Annotated in this window: 14 protein-coding genes; 3 read left to right on the top strand and 11 right to left on the bottom strand. The window is 66.2% G+C overall.

What is annotated here, in order from left to right:
• Positions 1–213: 213 nt before the first annotated feature.
• The 3 genes from H9639_RS09240 to H9639_RS09230 all read right to left on the bottom strand — a co-directional run bounded on the left by H9639_RS09240 (position 214) and on the right by H9639_RS09230 (position 3,822).
• Complete coding sequence (locus tag H9639_RS09240) at positions 214–705, bottom strand: hypothetical protein (protein ID WP_191807775.1); 492 nt, start codon at positions 703–705, stop codon at positions 214–216.
• A gap of 127 nt (positions 706–832) precedes the next feature.
• Complete coding sequence (locus H9639_RS09235; RefSeq protein WP_318242044.1) at positions 833–1,825, bottom strand: MraY family glycosyltransferase; 993 nt, start codon at positions 1,823–1,825, stop codon at positions 833–835.
• Positions 1,826–1,836: 11 nt separating this feature from the next.
• Positions 1,837–3,822 (bottom strand): polysaccharide biosynthesis protein, encoded by a 1,986-nt coding sequence (locus tag H9639_RS09230; RefSeq protein WP_225219374.1) that lies wholly within the window; start codon positions 3,820–3,822, stop codon positions 1,837–1,839.
• Between the two features lie 178 nt (positions 3,823–4,000).
• On the opposite strand from H9639_RS09230, the gene H9639_RS09225 reads away from it, so the two are divergent.
• The 3 genes from H9639_RS09225 to H9639_RS09215 are packed head-to-tail and all read left to right on the top strand — an operon-like array spanning position 4,001 to position 6,868.
• Positions 4,001–4,900: a glycosyltransferase gene (locus tag H9639_RS09225; protein ID WP_191807773.1), complete on the top strand. Its 900-nt coding sequence runs from the start codon at positions 4,001–4,003 to the stop codon at positions 4,898–4,900.
• A gap of 1 nt (position 4,901) precedes the next feature.
• Positions 4,902–5,894, top strand: coding sequence for a glycosyltransferase (locus H9639_RS09220; RefSeq protein WP_318242043.1), 993 nt, complete (start codon positions 4,902–4,904; stop codon positions 5,892–5,894).
• Positions 5,891–6,868, top strand: a complete 978-nt coding sequence (locus tag H9639_RS09215; protein ID WP_318242042.1) for an NAD-dependent epimerase/dehydratase family protein — start codon at positions 5,891–5,893, stop codon at positions 6,866–6,868. Before H9639_RS09220 ends, H9639_RS09215 begins: the two co-directional genes overlap by 4 nt.
• On the opposite strand, the gene H9639_RS09210 is transcribed toward H9639_RS09215, so the two are convergent.
• The 8 genes from H9639_RS09210 to lysA form a co-directional block, all read right to left on the bottom strand.
• Complete coding sequence (locus H9639_RS09210) at positions 6,865–7,581, bottom strand: L-threonylcarbamoyladenylate synthase (protein WP_191807772.1); 717 nt, start codon at positions 7,579–7,581, stop codon at positions 6,865–6,867. The genes H9639_RS09215 and H9639_RS09210 overlap by 4 nt on opposite strands.
• 22 nt (positions 7,582–7,603) lie before the next feature.
• Positions 7,604–8,470 carry a peptide chain release factor N(5)-glutamine methyltransferase gene (gene prmC / locus H9639_RS09205; protein ID WP_191807771.1) on the bottom strand — a complete coding sequence of 289 codons (867 nt, stop codon included), beginning with the start codon at positions 8,468–8,470 and terminating at the stop codon, positions 7,604–7,606.
• An 8-nt stretch (positions 8,471–8,478) separates the two neighbouring features.
• A complete protein-coding gene (gene prfA, locus H9639_RS09200) occupies positions 8,479–9,558 on the bottom strand; it encodes a peptide chain release factor 1 (RefSeq protein WP_191807770.1) in 1,080 nt (359 codons plus the stop codon).
• A gap of 165 nt (positions 9,559–9,723) precedes the next feature.
• Entirely contained in the window at positions 9,724–11,892 is a 2,169-nt protein-coding gene (gene rho / locus H9639_RS09195; RefSeq protein WP_191807769.1) for a transcription termination factor Rho, read from the bottom strand.
• 420 nt (positions 11,893–12,312) lie between these two features.
• Positions 12,313–13,296 carry a homoserine kinase gene (gene thrB, locus H9639_RS09190; RefSeq protein ID WP_191807768.1) on the bottom strand — a complete coding sequence of 328 codons (984 nt, stop codon included), beginning with the start codon at positions 13,294–13,296 and terminating at the stop codon, positions 12,313–12,315.
• A 9-nt stretch (positions 13,297–13,305) separates the two neighbouring features.
• Entirely contained in the window at positions 13,306–14,430 is a 1,125-nt protein-coding gene (thrC, locus tag H9639_RS09185) for a threonine synthase (protein WP_191807767.1), read from the bottom strand.
• Between the two features lie 4 nt (positions 14,431–14,434).
• Positions 14,435–15,733, bottom strand: coding sequence for a homoserine dehydrogenase (locus H9639_RS09180; RefSeq protein ID WP_191807766.1), 1,299 nt, complete (start codon positions 15,731–15,733; stop codon positions 14,435–14,437).
• A 14-nt stretch (positions 15,734–15,747) separates the two neighbouring features.
• On the bottom strand, positions 15,748–17,178 hold the full coding sequence (gene lysA / locus H9639_RS09175) for a diaminopimelate decarboxylase (protein ID WP_191807765.1): 1,431 nt from the start codon (positions 17,176–17,178) through the stop codon (positions 15,748–15,750).
• Between the last annotated feature and the right edge of the window lie 5 nt (positions 17,179–17,183).

Raw genomic sequence — 17,183 nt, 5'->3', positions numbered from 1 at the left:
AGCCCGTGGGCGGCAGCTGTGTAATAACCGCTGACACCGCCCAGAGCGATACCTGCAAATAGAATCCAGCGGGTCCCCAGAAGACTGTCCAGCCCCCACCCTATCAAACCCAGGGCAAGGATTCCGGACAGGACATACTGGAGGACCGCGCGTGACTTTTTCGTTGGCGCCTGAAAAGCCGCGGGAACCTGGTCGGCGTCTTTATTCCTGCGATTAGCCGGCACCGGAGATTCCTTTCGCTGAGTTATCCGGGCTCGCTGGAGCATCCGAATAAATAAGGTGGCGGGTGCGTGAAAAAGCGATGACCTCAGCCGTCTGCCACAGCACCACGGTGCCGATGGCCGTATAGAAGAACCACGGGCCCTCAAGCCATGCAGGTTTTCCAACCAGCCAGAGAATTACCGCAAAACCGACGACTTTGACGGCATACGTTACGGCAAACATTCCGATGGCGCCGGAGGGGTTTTTCCGTCCCACCACGTGCCCGACAAGCAGGCTGATTCCAAAGAAGAGAGCTATCAGAAGCCATCCCGAAGCGACACTGGCCGCACCGGGAGCACCGGCGGCCAGGAAAGCAGCTGCCGCGGCGGCAGCGGCCGGAATCCCGGTCCAGAGGAGGCAGGCTTTGAGAATATTCAGCCACGGCGCCGCTGTGGGGCCGGAAACACTGAGCCGCGAAGCGCGTGGGCCTTCTGCTGGGCTCATGGCTGGAGGATCATCCTTGTGCTTTGTGAGGAAATATAGCGTCGTCGCATAACGGATCGAGGCGACGTTTGAATTCTACAGCACATAGAACTGCCCCGTGACACAGCCCCTCCCCCGGCCCCGGTTCTCAGGTCCGGGTCCGGGCACGCAGCCGGGCAACCAGCCGCGGGGAAGCCAGGTAAAAGCCTGCCACTGCGGCTACGAAGGCTGTGCCTGCTGCGGTAACTCCCCAGCTGGATCCGCCGGTCACAAGGCCCGTGGCGCCGACTGCTGCCGTGCACAGTGTCACCAGCACCGCTGACTGCACGTGGCTCAGTCCCGCGTCGGTCAGCCGCTGGTAGACATGCTGGCGGTGTGCCGCGTACCAGCGTTCCTGCCGCCAGATCCGGCGGACGAGTGTGGTGAATGTATCAAGGACATAGATCAGGATGGGAAAGAGCAGATACTCGATATACACGCCGGCTAGGAAGGCCGCGACGGCGGTGCCGGCAACAGCGGCGCCCAGCAGGTAACTGCCGACGTCGCCCATAAAGACTGACCCCCGGCCCAGGTTCCAGGGCAGGAACGCTGCGAAGGCAGCGGCGATCACCGCGCCGGCGGCAGTCAGCCACACCTGGTCGGACAGCACACCGCTCGCCGCGTAGAGCAGGCCGACGGTTACGCCGTGCAGTCCGGAAATCCCGTTTACACCGTCCATAAAGTTCGCCACATTGATGTACGCGGCGATCACCAGGGTCCCCACCGGGACCCACCAGAAGCTCTGCCCCAAAGAGGCTGCCAGTGCCGTCGTACCGGCGGCCCCGATGAGCAGCTGCAGGCCGAAACGGACCCGGACGGACAAACCGCGGAAGTCCTCAATCCAGCCAAGCAGCGAAGCCGCGGCAATCACGGCCATCAGCACCAGGACCAGGGACCGGTCCACGGCCACGTAGCCCGTCAGCAGGGACGCGGCCAGGCCCAGCAGGACTCCGGCGGCTATGGTGGCGCCCACGCCGCGGATGACAACCTTGGTGTGCGAGGACCGCTCGTTGGGCACGTCCACAACTCCCAGCCGGCGCAGCAGCGGAATAAAGGCGAACGGCAGCAGGAGGCTGGCCAGGAATGCGGCCGCAACAGGCACGGCGAGCTGCATCAGCCGGTCCGCCGATCCTCGTGTCCGGTGGCCGGAGCTCCATTGCGCAGTTCGGCACTGCGCAGATCGGCATTGCGCAGATCGGCATTGTGCAGGTCAGCCAGGCGCAGTGCCGCGGTATCCGGCAGCGGGAAGAGCGCCGCCGGAGCACCGGCGTTGCTTCCTGTTCCACTGCCCGGGAACCCGTCTGGTCCGAAGCCGCAGCGGCGCAGCCAGTCCTCTGCATCAAGGTCCTCAGGGGCCAGGACCGCCACCGAGGTGTGCGAGATCTTAGGGTGCAGGGGGCGGGAATCGTCTTCCCCGGTGCCGACTAGGATTTCGTGCAGCTTCTCCCCCTTGCGCAGCCCGGTGAAGACAATGTCGATGTCCTTGCCCGACATCGCGATCATGCGCTGGGCGACGTCGAGGATTTTCACCGGTTCGCCCATGTCCAGGATCAGGACTTCTCCCCCGCGGCCGATTGCCCCGGCCTGGATAACCAGCTGGCAGGCCTCGGGAATGGTCATAAAGAACCGGGTGACCTCAGGATCCGTCACCGTCACCGGACCGCCCTGGCGGATCTGCTCAGTGAACAGGGGCAGCATGGAACCGCGGCTGCCGATGACGTTGCCGAACCGCACGGAAACAAACCGGCGCCCACTCTGACCTGCCATCCAGGCAGTGAGCTTTTCGGCGACCCGCTTGGAGTGCCCCAGGACTGTGGTGGGGTTGGCCGCCTTGTCCGTGGAGATGTTCACGAAGTGGCTGACACCGGCTTTTTCGGCCGAGCGCAGCACGTTCGCCGTGCCCAGCACATTCGTCTTCCAGGCTTCCAGCGGGTACTGCTCCAGCAGCGAAACGTGCTTGAGGGCAGCAGCATGGAATACGACGTCGGGCCGCCGGGCCGTGAAAATCTCGTCCAGTGCCCGCGCATCACGGATATCGGCAAGCACAGTGTCCTTGCCGTTCAGCAGGCCCTGGCCCGTGATGGAGAGCTGCGTCAGCTGCAGCCCGGTCTCATCCCGGTCCACCATGATCAGTTCTTCGGGTTCGAAGGCCGTGATCTGGCGGCAGAGTTCGGAGCCGATGGAACCGCCGGCACCGGTGACCAGCACTCTCTTGCCGGTGAGGTAGCCCGCAACTTCATCCACGTGGATGTCCACTGGACGGCGGCCAATGAGGTCCTCCACCGCGACTTCCCGGAAATCCGTCAGTCCGGCTCCGGAGCCCTTCGCGAGCATGTCCCGCAACGGCGGGAGAACCATGACCCGCAGGTCCAGCCCCTCCGCACTGTCCGAAACCTGCCGCACCTGCGCGGCGTCGACGTCGGCAATTGCGATGATCAGGACCGTGGCGCGGGTGCGCTGCACCAGCTCCCGCAGGTCTGAGAGCTTCCCGACAACGGGCACTGTTCCCAGGCGGAGGTGCTTCTTGGCCGGATCATCATCGATCAGGCCGACGGGGAAGTACGGGGAATCCGGATCGTTCATCATCCGGGTCACCAGCGAGTTGCCCAGGAAGCCGGCACCGTAGATCAACGTCCGCTGTGCTTCGTCGCCGGGGCGGGTTTTGCTCTCGACGTACATGCGCTTCAGGTAGCGGATGGCTGCCATAAACAGGCAGGCAAACGGGAAGGCGAGCACACCGGTACTGCGCGGAATGTCGATGGCCAGGCCGAAAAGTGCGCTGACCAGGACCAGGATTGCCGAAACCACGATCGTCACGACGGCGAGCAGCCGCATCTCGTGGAAGCTGCCAAAGCTGTAGCGGCCGCGGTAGAGGGCAAAGGAATAGCCCACCACCAGCTGCGTCACCACGGCCACGGCGCAGAACACCGCCAGCCCGGCCACGTTGATCTGGTCCACTGTGAGTTCGTAGCGCAGGATCAGCGCCAGGACGATGGCCACCACCCAGGCCATTGAATCCAGCACGTATTGGGACCAGAGCCAAAGCGCCGGTTTCTCGTCCCGCACCGGGGTGGTTGTGTCCCTGCTTGAATCGTTCATAGTCCTCAACGGGTTGGCACCCGGTTCGTATCTAGGCTGTTTGGAGGTCCTGCCGTGCTGGGGGCACGGAAGTCCCGTGAGTCCGGTGTAATAGACTGGAATCTATTCAGCATACTAACTGCACACCCCTCCGCGCCCGGCAAAGCCTGTGCGTCCGGAGAGCTTGGAGAGGAACACCTTGCCGGATTCAGTGGCCGTTGCAGCTGTGACGTTTGACCGCCCGGACGACGTCAAGACACTGCTGGGGGCGCTTTCGGCTCAGACCGCCGCCATCTCCTCCGTGGCCTTGGTCGACTCGGGAAAGAGCCCGGTGCAGGACATTGCCGAAGCGTCCGCGGCGAACGTTACGTACGTCCGCTCGGAAACCAATCTCGGCGGCGCGGGCGGGTTTTCGCTGGCTATCCTCACAGCGATGGCCTCGGGAGCCGAGTGGATCTGGATCATGGACGACGACGCCCATCCGGAGGACCCGGAGTGCCTGCAGGCCCTGATTGACGGAGCCAAGGAACGGAACCTCGACGTGATCCTTCCGCTGGTGGTTGCCCCCGGCCGGCCGGACACCCTCTCCTTTCACTTCCGTATCGACGGGCGCCTGACCCACAACCGTGCCGAGGTGGCCAAAGCCGGGTTCCTTCCCGACGTCGGGCACTTCTTCAACGGTGCACTGATCCGCCGGGACGTATTCTTCCGGGTGGGCCTTCCTGACCTGCGGCTGTTCATCCGCGGTGATGAAACAGACTTTATGATCCGCCTGCGCAAAGCCGGGATCCCCTTCGGCACCCTGACCTCCGTGGCGCTGAGCCATCCGGCTGCGTGGTCGGAGGTCAACGAAATCCTCGGCGGGCGCCTGCACGTTCTGGTGCCGGACACGGACTTCAAACGCTTCTACTTCTTCCGCAACCGGGGGCACCTGATGTGGAAACACAAGCGCCTGCGCTCCCTGGCCGCGGACGCAGCCGGCTACCCTATCCACTTCGCCCGGACCCGGGACCTGCGCGGGTTCCGCGCCTGGCTGCGGGCCTACACAGGCGGTGCAAGGGGCACCCTCTTCGGCCCCCCGTCGGATCTGGGTTTCTAACGTGAACCGGCCCGGCGCTGCCATCGAGGGCCTGGCCCTGGTGATAGTCACCTTCAACCGGTCAAGCTACCTGCGGGGGTTGCTCGAGTCCGTGGCTGCCCTGGATCCGGCTCCGGAACAGGTCATAGTGGTGGACAACGCCAGCACGGACGACACGGCGGAGGTCCTCGCCGGGCTGCAGCCGGAATTCCCGGTGCCGCTCAGCGTGGAGCGGCTCACCGAGAACACCGGAGGATCCGGCGGGTTTGCGGCGGGCGTGGCCCGGGCCCTGGACGCCGGAGCGCAGTGGCTCTGGCTTATGGACGACGACGTCGAAGTCCTCCCCGGAGCGCTTGGCGCCCTGGGAAAGTGGACAGCCACCTACGACTGCATCCACGGCCGCAGGCTTGACGACGCCGGCAACCCCTTCTTCTGGCAGCACCGGTTCCTGCCGTTCCTGGGTATCCATGTTCCGGTCCGCGGCAACGTTTTTGCCGACCGTCCGGTATTCGCCACCAACGTCGGCTGCTTTGAGGGCATGCTGGTCAGCGCCCGCGTTGTCCGGGACATAGGCCTGCCCGATTCACGTTTCTTCATCAACGGCGACGACGAGATCTACGGCTGGCTGGCCTCCCTGAACCACCGCGTGGTGTATGTCAACGAATTCGTCCTCCGGAAGGTCCGCCCACAGAAGCAGATCGATCTGGGAATCCGGCACCTGAATGACTCCAGCGACCTCAGCAGGTTCTGTGCGATGCGCAACCGCGGGCACACGGCGGGGTATCTGCGGGCCAACGGGCGGTTCAATCCGTTGGGATTCGCTGCCGGCACGGCACTGACCGCCGCCAAGGAAGTCCTGCGTCTTATCGCCGTCGAACGGAGCCTGCGCGGCGCCGGCAGCCTATGGCGCGGCTGGCGCGGTTCCCGCCGTATCCTGCGTGACCCGAGCTGGAAACCCATGCCCGCACTCGGCGCCGGCACGGAACCCGACCCTTCAAACCAGGAATCATTGTGAGCAGCTCCCCCACTCCGGCAGAATCTGCCGTGGACCAGGTCTGGGCCGTACTCGGTGCCAGCGGTTTTATCGGCAGCGCCCTCACGGCGTCCCTGGGCCGGGCCGGCATCACGGTCCGCCAGGTGAAGGCCCCGAGGCTCAGTGCGCGGTCCACCGATGCGGCAGGACTCCTGGCCGAAGCCGCGGCGCTGACCGATCAGGCCATGGACCTGGCGGGTGCGCTGGCCGGCGCGGACGTGGTCATTAACGCTGCCGGGCTCGCCACTCCCTCGGGAGCGGACTCGCCTGAGCTGCGCGGCGCCAACGCCCTGCTCCCGGTGCTGGTGGCCGACGCTGCCGACACCGCCGGGGTCCGCCGCTTTGTCCATCTCAGCAGTGCCGCCGTGCAGGGCCACCGGCCGTGCCTGGACGAGAGCTCTTCGGTGGAACCGTTCTCCGCCTATTCCCGTTCGAAGGCGCTGGGTGAGCAGGCGCTCTCCGCCCGGGTTCCGGGGCACTGTTCAGTGATTACCATCCGCGCGACCTCCGTACAGGGACCGGCACGGGACACTACGGCGAAACTGGTCCGCATCGCGGCCTCTCCCCTGGCTTCGGTTGCGGGGCGCGGCGATTCGCCCAGTCCCGTCAGTTCCGTCGATGCGCTGACTAGCTTTGTCCTGTTGGCCGGGGCACAGCCGGAGCCGGTTCCGGCCCTCGTCCTGCAGCCGTGGGAAGGCGCCACTGCCGCAGGTGTCCTGGAAGCTGCCGGCGGCCGGCAGCCGTTCCGGCTGCCCGTCTGGTTCTGCCGCGGCTCGCTGAAAGCCGGTTACGCCGTTTCCGCTCTGCTCGGTGAACGCCTCCACGGTCCGCTGCGCCGGGTGGAGATGATGTGGTTTGGGCAGCGGCAGGAGCCCGGGTGGGCCGAAGCCACCGGGAACGTTCCCACGCCGCACGTTGAGGAAGTGCTTCGCGAGGCACGCCGCCAGCGCGGCTAAAGGGCGGAAACGTCCTCCACCGTGGAGGCTTCCGCAGCCGGCGGGGCCGGTTCCTCACCCAGACCGAGCACTGACGGCACGACGGCGCGCAGCTCGTCCAGTCCCACCGCACCGGCGCGGACCACACGCAGCGGCGACTGCGTCGCGTCCACGATCGTTGAGGGAATCCCATCGCTGCCTTCCTGCGGCCGGGGTCCGGCCTCCAGGTAGACCTCCACGGACTCGGCCAGCTGGGCCTGAGCCTGCGCAGCGGTCTGGGCGGCAGGATTGCCGGTCCGGTTCGCGGAGGACACGGCCATGGGCCCGGTAAGCGCCAGCAGGTCCAGGGCGATCTCATCGTCCGGCATCCGCAGCGCCACGGTGCCCTTGGTGTCGCCAAGATCCCAGGTCAGGGAAGGCTGCGCATGGAAAATCAGGGTCAGTCCGCCGGGCCAGAACGCCTCCGCCAGCGCCCGTGCCTCGGGGCTGACGTCCACCGCCAGGCCGTCCATGGTCTGCAGGCGCGGCACCAGGACGGGCGGCGGCATGGAACGTCCCCGGCCCTTGGCCGCGAGCAGGGTGGCCACGGCCTGCGGCGAGAACGCGTCAGCGCCAATACCGTAGACGGTATCGGTAGGCAGGACGATGCACTGCCGGTTGGCGATGGCCTGCTGGGCGCGGGCCAGACCTGCGCTGCGGGACTCGGGATCTGTGCAGTCAAAGCTGGTAGTCACGGCACCATTCTTTCATGTTGCTTTACCGCCCGGAGGCCGCCGCGGAACGCACGGCGGACGTGGCCCGCGGACGGTCGTTGAGATCGTTGTGTGAGGTTACTGCTTCCCAGACCGGATCAGCAGCCAGGCGGGCGGCGATAACCCTGGCCTGCACTTCGGCATGTTCCATGACGAAGTAGCCGCCAGGGCGCAGCAGCCGGGCGGCGGTGCGGGCGGCCGCGCCGGGCAGCTCCAGCCCGTCCGCTCCCCCGCCGTACAGGGCCATGGCGGGATCATGGTCGGCCGCTTCAGGTTCGTTCGGGACTGCGTCTGCAGGTATATAGGGCGGATTGGACACGACGACGTCGAACGTCCCGTCCTGTCCGGGCAGCGCTGTGCGCAGATCCCCCTCCAGGACGGTGACGCCCAGCGGATCGAGGTTTTTCCGTGCCCAGGCCAACGCCAGCGGGCTCAGTTCCACCGCGTAAACGTCCGAGCCGGGAACCTCGGACGCGATTGACGCCGCCAGCGCTCCGGAACCGGTCCCCAGGTCCACGACCTTAGCCCCGCCCGGGACCAGCTGCGCCCGGTCAATGGCCAGCTGCGCAACGGTTTCGGTTTCCGGCCGCGGAACAAAAACACCGGGTCCCACGGCAAGCTCCAGCCGGCGGAAGTGCGCCTTGCCGGTGAGATGCTGCAGCGGAATCCGGCGGGCACGTTCGGCAACCAGCCCGGCATAACCCTCCGGCGCAAGGGCATCGGTGAACGCCAGGGCCCGCACACGCCCCACGGATTCTCCGAGCAGGTGAGCAGCCAACAGCTCCGCGTCGACGCGCGGGCTTGGCACGCCGGCGGCGGAGAGTTCCGCCGCCGCCGCGCGCAGGGCCTGGTCAAGGGAAAGGGCCGGCATGGGCAGGACTACGCCTCGTCACCGATGGCGTCCAGGCGGGCCTGCTCATCCATTTCGATAGCAGCCTGGACCACGGCCTCGAGATCACCATTCATCACGGTATCCAGGTTGTAGGCCTTATACCCGGTCCGGTGATCCACAATCCGGTTTTCCGGGTAGTTGTAGGTGCGGATGCGCTCGGAACGGTCCATGGTCCGGATCTGGGACTTGCGGATGTCCGAATTCGCGGCGTCGATCTTTTCCTGCTCATGCGCCAGGATCCGCGAACGCAGCACGCGCATCGCGGCTTCGCGGTTCTGCAGCTGCGACTTCTCGTTCTGCATGGCCACCACAATGCCGGTGGGCAGGTGGGTAATGCGCACGGCGGAGTCGGTGGTGTTCACGGACTGGCCGCCGGGACCGGAGGACCGGTAGACGTCGATCTTCAGGTCGTTCTGGCTGATTTCGACTTCTTCCGGCTCATCCACTTCAGGCAGGACCAGCACGCCGGCAGCGGAAGTATGGATCCGTCCCTGGGACTCGGTGACGGGGACGCGCTGCACCCGGTGCACGCCGCCCTCGTACTTCAGGCGTGCGTAGACGCCCTCAGCGGGATCGTTGGAGGAGCCCTTGATCGCCATGGACACGTCCTTGAAGCCGCCAAGGTCGGATTCCGTCGCGGAAATGATCTCGGTGCGCCAGCCGCGGGTCTCCGCATAGCGGGTGTACATCCGCAGCAGGTCGCCGGCGAAAAGTGCAGCTTCGTCGCCGCCTTCGCCGCCCTTGACCTCGATGATCACGTCGCGGCCGTCGTTGGGGTCCCGCGGAATCAGCAGACGGCGCAGCTTCTCCTGCGCCTCAGCCAGCTGGCCTTTCAGCACCGGCACCTCGGCAGCGAATTCAGGATCCTCGTCCGCCATTTCCTGGGCGGCCGCAAGGTCATCTTCCAAGCCGTGCCAGGTGTTGTACGCGTCGACGATCCGGCTCAGCTCGGCGTAGCGGCGGCCGAGCCGCCGGGCCAGGCCCTGGTCCGCGTGGACAGCAGGGTCAGAGAGCCGCATCTGGAGTTCAGCGTGCTCATCCAGCAGTCCCTGTATGGACTCAAACATTGTTTCCCATTCCTTCTTCGCACCGTGGGGTCAGCGGACCCCACATCCCGTTGCTGCCTTGAACCATTCTCGCCCGGAGGACCGCCGGCCGGTTAACCGCCAAGCCGCCCAGGCCCCTTCACCCTCCGAAGAGGGCCAAGGGGCATGAGCGGCTAGGTAAGGCAGCTAATCGTTCTTGTTGCCCAGCGTGGTCTTCTGCACCTGCATCAGGAACTCGACGTTGGACTGCGTTTCCTTGATCTTATTGGTGAGCAGTTCCAGTGCCTGCTGCGTGTCCAGCCCGGAAAGGACCCGGCGCAGCTTCCACATGATCTTGACTTCATCCGGAGAGAGCAGGTTCTCTTCGCGGCGGGTGCCGGACGCGTTGACGTCCACGGCCGGGAAGATGCGCTTGTCCGCGAGGTTGCGGGAAAGGCGCAGTTCCATGTTGCCGGTGCCCTTGAACTCTTCGAAGATGACCTCGTCCATCTTGGACCCGGTCTCGACAAGCGCGGTGGCCAGGATGGTCAGCGAGCCGCCGTTTTCGATGTTGCGGGCAGCACCGAAGAAGCGCTTCGGCGGGTACAGCGCGGAGGAATCCACACCGCCGGAGAGGATACGGCCCGACGCCGGAGCGGCCAGGTTGTAGGCACGGCCCAGGCGGGTCATGGAGTCCAGGAGGACGACGACGTCGTTACCCATTTCCACGAGGCGCTTGGCCCGCTCGATGGCGAGTTCGGCAACCGTGGTGTGGTCATCGGCGGGGCGGTCGAAGGTGGAGGCAATAACCTCACCCTTGACGGTGCGCTGCATGTCGGTGACTTCTTCGGGACGTTCGTCCACGAGGACCATCATCAGGTGCACTTCGGGGTTGTTGATGGTGATCGCGTTGGCGATTGCCTGCAGGATGAGCGTCTTGCCTGCCTTCGGCGGGGAGACGATCAGGCCGCGCTGGCCCTTGCCGATCGGGGCTACCAGGTCGATGACACGCGGGCCGATCACCTTGGCGGAGGTCTCCAGGCGCAGGCGCTCGGAGGGGTAGAGCGGAACCAGCTTGGAGAACTCCACGCGGTCCTTGTTGTCCTCGGCCGGCTTGCCGTTCACCGAGGTCAGGCGTACCAGGGCGTTGAACTTCTGGCGTGCACTGGTGCCCTGGTTCTCGCCGTCACGCGGGGCGCGGATGGCACCAACGACGGCGTCGCCCTTGCGCAGGTTGTACTTCTTGACCTGGGCCAGGGACACGTAAACGTCGTTCGGGCCCGGCAGGTAACCGGAGGTGCGGACGAACGCGTAGTTCTCCAGCACGTCCAGGATGCCGGCTACGGGCAGCAGGACGTCATCCTCGGTGACCTCAACGTCGTCGACGTCGGGGCTGCGGTCGCGGTTGCGGCGGCGCTCGTTGCGGTCGCGGAACCGGTCATTACGGTCATTGCGGTCGTTCCGGTTGCGGTTACGGCGGTTGCGTCCGCTGCGGCTGTTGTCATCGCCGTCGGAATCGCGGTGCCCGTCGTTGCGGTTACCGTCGCGGTCGCCGCGGTTGTTCTCGCTGCGGTTGCCGTCATTACGGTTGCCGTCGCGGTCACCGCGGTTGTTTTCGCCGCGGTTGCCGTCATTGCGGTTGCCGTCGCGGTCGTTCCGGTCATTCCGGTTCCGTGAGCGGCCCTGACGCTCGGAGCGGTCTTCCTCGCGGGAACCGTCCTGCTTTTCCGCGGGCTTCTCGGCGGTCTTGTCCGCGGCGGAGTCCTGGCCGGAGCCTTCGCCAGCGGTATCGCTGCTGCCGCCGGTGGTGTTCTCGCCGTCGTTGCGGCGGTTGCGGCGGTTGCGGCCACGTTCCCGCTGGCCCTCTTCGCGGCCGTTTTCAGCGGCCGGTTCAGCAGCAGCTGCCGGAGCATCAGCCTGCGGGGCTTCTGCGGCGTCGCTGCCGGCAGGGGTGACCACGCCGTCGCTCGCCGCGCGGCGGTTACGGTTGCGGGTCCGGGCGGGGCGCTCGGTGGTCTGCTCACCTGCAGCGGCGGCCTGGCCCTGCTCTGCCTTGGCTGCGGGCGCTGCTTCGGCCGGAGCCGATGCCTTGGCCGAACGGTCAGCGCCGGCTTTCTCACCCTGCGGGGCTTCGGACTTGGAGCCGCGGACCGGGCGGTCTGCGACGGAGCCGCCACGCTGGTGGTTGGAGATAGCTGTTACCAGATCTCCCTTACGCATGCGCGATCCCCCGGTGATGCCCAGCTGGCCGGCCAGTGCCTGCAGCTGTGCAAGCTTCAGGCCGGCGAGCCCGGAGCTCTTGGAATGTGCTTCACCGTTGGAACCGGCGGATGCTGATGAGTCCACACCTGATGTCAGGTCGGTGGTATCTGTCACGAAGGATCCTTCCCCCTCGTCGGGCGGTCCGGCGCAGTGCCGGCCGCGTTGAATGGCCCTTGAACCGTTGATTCGACAACCGGTTTAGGGTTCACCTGCTGCAGGAACTATCCCGGCAACGGTGAATCTGCTGGCGCCTTGTTTGGAGAGTCCACGGGAGTTTCGGCAGCTGCGCTGTCGGAAAACGCGAGGATCATATGATCATTCGACTGACCGTTTCTTGGCAGTCTCCGGAAGGCTACACCGATGCTTGTGTTTCCGCGGACTGACTCCACCCCGCCGTCCGAATCGTTATGATCGATGCCCAGGTACCAGCTTCTGAGCTGATATCCATGCAAAACGGTCCACAATCCGGTTCAGGGAAAAGCCTCGGTGGTCCACAGAACGGACGACCTGCCGGTGGAAGCACAAATACGGTTATTACCGTTGGTGCACTACCACTCTAGCACCATCTCGGTCTACGCCAAGCCGCAGCACACGCCAATTCTCCAGCGCCTGCGCGGCCAGATGCCGGTCGATCAGGACGGCAGCGGCAGCGGCCTGGTCCGCACCCGCAGCCAGGACCATAACGGTCGGTCCCGCTCCGGAAACGACTGCCGCGAAACCCGCGGCGCGCAGCGTCCGGATGAGGGCGGCGCTGGGCTGCATCGCGGGTGCCCGGTAGGACTGGTGCAGAAAATCCTCGGTCCCGGCGAGCAGCAGCGACGGATCAGCAGCCATGGCGTGCATCAGCAGCGCGGCACGGCCGGAGTTTGCCGCCGCGTCCCGGTGCGGAACGGCCTGCGGCAGCAGTCCGCGCGCGCTTTCCGTGGACAGTTCGGTTGCAGGCACTGCCACTACGGGAACAATGTCCGGATGAACCTGGGCCGTGACGGACCGGAAACGGCCCTCCTCTTCCCACGACACTGCGAGGCCGCCGCTCAGCGCCGGTGCCACATTGTCCGGATGCCCTTCCAGGACCGAACAGGCATGCAGCAGCCCGGCCGGATCCAGCTGGACGGCCGCCGGCAGCAGCGCGTTGCCTGCCAGCACACCGGAGACAATGGCCGACGCCGAGGACCCCAGGCCGCGGCCGTGCGGTATCACGTTCTCGCATTCGAGTTCGAACCCGCCGATGCCGCAGCCCGCGTTCTCGATGGTGTCCACGATGGTCCGGGCCACGAGGTGCGTTCCGTCGGTGGGCAGCGTGTCAGCACCCTCGCCGCGGACCCGCACGCTGATGCGTCCGGTGTCCGTGGTGCGCACCCGCACCGTATCGAACAGGCTGACCGCCATGCCCAGGCTGTCGAAGCCCGGGCCGAGGTTGGCGCTTGTTGCGGGCACACTGACGGTGATGTCCTGCCCGGGTGCGACGCGCGGGGCGGGCGCAGCATCCCGCGCAGTGTGTGCCTGTTTCACCTGCATCGGCTTCGCTTAGCGCGCTGCCGCGGGAGCGGAATCTTCGAGGCCCAGGGCAGCGGCGACGCTTACGACGTCGAACTCCACCTTGGTCGGCTCGACATCAGCGCCGTCGGCGGTCCGGAGGGCCCACTGCGGGTCCTTCAGGCCGTGTCCGGTGACCGTGATGACGATCTTCTTGCCCGTGGGAGCTTCGCCGGCCGCGTGCTTCTTCAGCAGCCCCGCGACACCGGCCGCTGAAGCCGGCTCCACGAAGACGCCTTCACGGGAGGAGAGCCAGCGGTGCGCTTCGAGGATTTCGGTGTCGGTAACGGCTTCGATCAGTCCGCCGGACTCGTCCCGCGCGGCGATCGCCTGATCCCAGGAGGCCGGGTTGCCGATCCGGATAGCCGTGGCAATGGTGTCCGGCTCGGTGACCGGGTGCCCCTTGACCAGCGGGGACGCACCTTCAGCCTGGAAGCCCCACATAACGGGGGTCTTGGTGGCGACGGGAGGAAGTTCCGTCCCGGCGTTGTTCGTCCAGGGCTGGGCGTATTCCTGGTAGCCGCGCCAGTATGCCGTGATATTTCCGGCGTTGCCGACGGGCAGCAGGTGGTAGTCAGGAGCGTCGCCGAGGAAATCCACAACCTCGAAGGACGCGGTCTTCTGGCCTTCAATGCGTGCGGGGTTCACCGAGTTGACCAGGAACACCGGGTACGCCTCGGCCAGCTTCCGTGCCACCTCAAGGCAGTTGTCGAAGTTGCCGTTGACCTGCAGCAGCTGCGCGCCGTGGGCGATCGCCTGGCTGAGCTTGCCCATGGAGATCTTGCCGTCCGGCACCAGCACGGCGCAGGTGATCCCGGCCTGGGTGGCGTAGGCAGCGGCGGAGGCACTGGTGTTGCCGGTGGAAGCGCAGACAACGGCCTTCGCCCCGGCTTCCACCGCGGCGGTCATGGCCATGGTCATGCCGCGGTCCTTGAAAGACCCGGTGGGGTTCATGCCTTCGACCTTGAGGTATACCTCGTTGCCGGTCAGCTCGGAGAGGGCCTTCGCGTGGACCAGCGGGGTGCCGCCTTCACCAAGGGTGATGATTTCGGTGCTGTCGGTAACCGGCAGACGGTCGGCGTACTCGCGGATAACGCCGCGCCATTGATGAGCCACGGTTCTAGACTCCTTCTACCCGCAGGACGGATGTGACGGAATTGATGACGTCCAGGCCCTTGATGGCCTCAACGGTGGCCGCCAGGGCGGCCTCGGGTGCGCGGTGCGTGACAAAACGCAGTTCAGCCGACGCGTTTGCAGCGTCGGTGTGGCTGGTCTGCCGCATGGTTTCGATCGAGACGCCGTGGTCGGCGAAGACCTGCGCGACGGCGGACAACACGCCCGGAGCGTCGGCAACATCCAGCCCGATGCTGTAGCTGGTGGTGACCTTCTCCAGCGGCAGGGCCGGAACATGCCCGGAGGCAGCTTCCACGCCCATATGTCCGCCGAGGACCATCCGGCGCGCGACGGTTACGACGTCGCCCATCACGGCGGAGGCGGTGGGGGTGCCGCCGGCGCCCTGGCCGTAGAACATCAGCTCGCCGGCGTTTTCGGCCTCGACGAACACTGCGTTGAAGGCACCGTGGACCGCAGCCAGCGGGTGGGTGCGGGGCAGCAGGGTGGGGTGCACCCGGACGCTGACGCCCTCGGCGCCGTCGGACTCGAACTTCTCGGCGATCGCGAGCAGTTTGATAACGAACCCGGCGTCCTTTGCCGCAGCGATGTCCTGGGCAGTGATGTCAGTGATGCCTTCACAGGACACGTTTTTCATGTCGAACGTGGTGTGGAAGGCCAGTGAGGCCAGGATGGCGCCCTTGGCTGCGGCGTCGTGCCCGCCGACGTCGGCGGTCGGATCAGCCTCGGCGTAACCCAGGCGCTGGGCCTCGGCCAGTGCGTCAGCGAACTGTGCACCGGTGGTGTCCATCTGGTCCAGGATGTAGTTGGTGGTGCCGTTGACGATGCCGAGCACGCGGGTGATCCGGTCGCCGGAAAGGCTGTCGCGGATCGGGCCCAGGATCGGGATGGCGCCGGCGACGGCGGCTTCGTAGGCCAGGCGGACACCGGCGGCGTCGGCCTTCTCATACAGTGCTGCGCCGTCGGCTGCGAGGAGTGCCTTGTTGCCGGTCACCACGGACGCGCCGTGGCCGATGGCGTGCAGGATCAGCGTGCGGGCCGGTTCGATGCCGCCCATCAGTTCAATGACGATGTCCGCCGACTCGACGAGGGCTTCCGCGTCCGTGGTGAACAGCTCACGCGGAAGTTCTTCGCCGCGCGGAGCGTCCGGGTTGCGGACCGCGATGCCTGCAAGTTCCAGGCGGGCACCCGTGCGGGCGCTGAGGTCAGCGGCATCATCAAGGAGGACTCGTGCCACCTGGGATCCCACGTTCCCGCATCCCAACAGGGCTACTTTGAGGGTCTTCATTTCTGTGCCTTCTCCTATGCCGGTTCTGAGACGTCGCGGGCCAGCAGGTCGTCTTCGGTTTCGCCCCGGATGATCAGCCGCGCGGCACCGTTCCGGACAGCGACGACGGGCGGGCGGGCGATGTAGTTGTAGTTGCTGGAGAGCGCCCAGCAGTAGGCGCCCGTACCGGGAACGGCCAGCAGGTCCCCGTGATCCACGTCCGAGGGCAGGTAAACATCCCTGACTACTATGTCCCCGCTCTCGCAGTGTTTGCCAACCACGCGCGACATAACCGCGTCATGAACCGAGGTCCGTGACGCCAGGACGGCGGTGTAGTCGGCGTCGTACAGCACCGGCCGGGCGTTGTCGCTCATCCCGCCGTCAACCGATACGTAGCGGCGCGGAGCGCTGCCCCCTTCGGGGGTGTCCACGCGGACGGTCTTGATGGTTCCGGCGCGGTACAGCGTGAAGGTGGTCGGCCCCACGATCGCGCGTCCGGGTTCGATCGAAATCCGCGGAACAGCCAGGTCCAGTTCGGTGCAGGTGGCGCCCACCACGGCGGCCATGGCTTTGGCGATTTCCGCCGCCGGACGCGGGGTGTCCGCTTCGGTGTAGGCGATTCCGTAGCCGCCGCCCAGGTCGAGTTCGGGGAGTTCGACGCCGTGGACCTGCTTGATCTCGGCCATAAACGCCAGCAGGCGGCGGGCGGCCAGCTCAAAGCCGGCGGGATCGAAGATCTGCGAACCAATGTGGCTGTGCAGGCCGAGCAGCCGGATCCCCGGGTTCGCCAGTGCCGCAGCGACGGCATCCGCTGCCGGCGAGGAACCTGTTTCAGGGTCCGGGGCCATGGACAGGCCGAATTTCTGGTCCTCATGCGCGGTGGCAATGAACTCGTGGGTGTGGGCGTGGACGCCGGGGGTCAGGCGCAGCATCACGTTGGCGCGGAGACCGCGGCCGGCGGCAATCGCGCCCAGCCGGTCGAGTTCGGGAAGTGAGTCGACGACGATCCGGCCCAGTTCCATGTCCAGGGCACGGTTCAGTTCAGCGTCCGACTTGTTGTTGCCGTGCAGGCCCAGATGGGCTCCGGGGATGCCGGCGCGCTTGGCGACGGCAAGTTCGCCGCCGGAACAGGTGTCCAGGCGAAGGCCCTCGTCAGCGACCCAGCGGGCAATTTCAGTGCAGAGGAAGGATTTGCCCGCGTAGTAGACGTCCACTCCCCCGCACAGGCTCTCAAACGCCGCATCAAAAGAGTCCTTGAAGTCCCGGGCACGGGCGCGGAAATCCGCCTCGGAGACCACGAACAGCGGGGTGCCGTACTCCTTGGCCAGGGCCGATACCGGGATACCGGAAATCTCCAGTTCCCCGTTGCCGCCGCGGGTCACATCGCGGGCCCAGATGTCCCCGGAGAGTGAGTTGGCGTCTTCGGGGTAGCTCAGCCAGGCAGGTGCCAGCTCAGATGCGGTCATGGCTG

It is taken from the genome of Arthrobacter gallicola (genome assembly GCF_014836775.1).
Lineage (GTDB): Bacteria > Actinomycetota > Actinomycetes > Actinomycetales > Micrococcaceae > Arthrobacter_B > Arthrobacter_B gallicola.
Note: the sequence above shows the minus strand (reverse complement) of the source record. Positions and strands in the feature narration are given on the sequence as shown.